Here is a 654-nt window from a genome sequence, read left to right as displayed (position 1 = left end):
CTTACACCCCAACGGTGACACCGGTCGTTCCAACTGCAAGCCCAGCTGAAACAACTGGAAAACAAGGTCAAGAGCAAACACAAGATGCGATGACCATGTTTACAGAAGGGGATGAAGTCGCACCAATTGACAAAACTTCGATCAGATTAGTCGATGCAAGTGGCAATGAAGTGACGGAAGTGCCTGCAACTAAAGACGGGAAAGAAGTTGGGAAGTATGTCATCGATCCAACAACTGGAGTGATCACGTTCACGCCAAACAAAGACTTCGTAGGGACTCCAGATTCCGTCAAAGTAGTTGCTAAGGATGCCAATGGAACGTCTGTTGAAACAACTTACACGCCAACGGTGACCCCAGTTGTTCCGACCGCCACTTCAGCTGAGTCCGTCGCACCACAAGGCGCAACGCAAACGGGAACCGTGACCTTCACAGAAGGCGATGCTGTAGCTCCAATCGACAAGACCACGATTACGTTATTAGACGAAAATGGCAACCCAGCAGCATCCGTAGATGCCAAATCACCAGACGGCAAAGTCATCGGTACCTATACGGTGGATCCAGAAACGGGTGTCGTGACCTTTACACCAACCGACAAGACCTACTCAGGCGATGTAGTTGCGGTGAAAGTCCAAGCAAAAGACGCAAATGGTACAG

At 49.8% G+C, this 654-nt stretch carries 1 pseudogene; it reads left to right on the top strand.

The features are described from left to right. Positions 1-654: pseudogene (locus STRDD13_RS07355) on the top strand (CshA/CshB family fibrillar adhesin-related protein); the annotation flags it as partial.

This window comes from Streptococcus sp. DD13 (genome assembly GCF_001578875.1).
Lineage (GTDB): Bacteria > Bacillota > Bacilli > Lactobacillales > Streptococcaceae > Streptococcus.
Note: the sequence above shows the minus strand (reverse complement) of the source record. Positions and strands in the feature narration are given on the sequence as shown.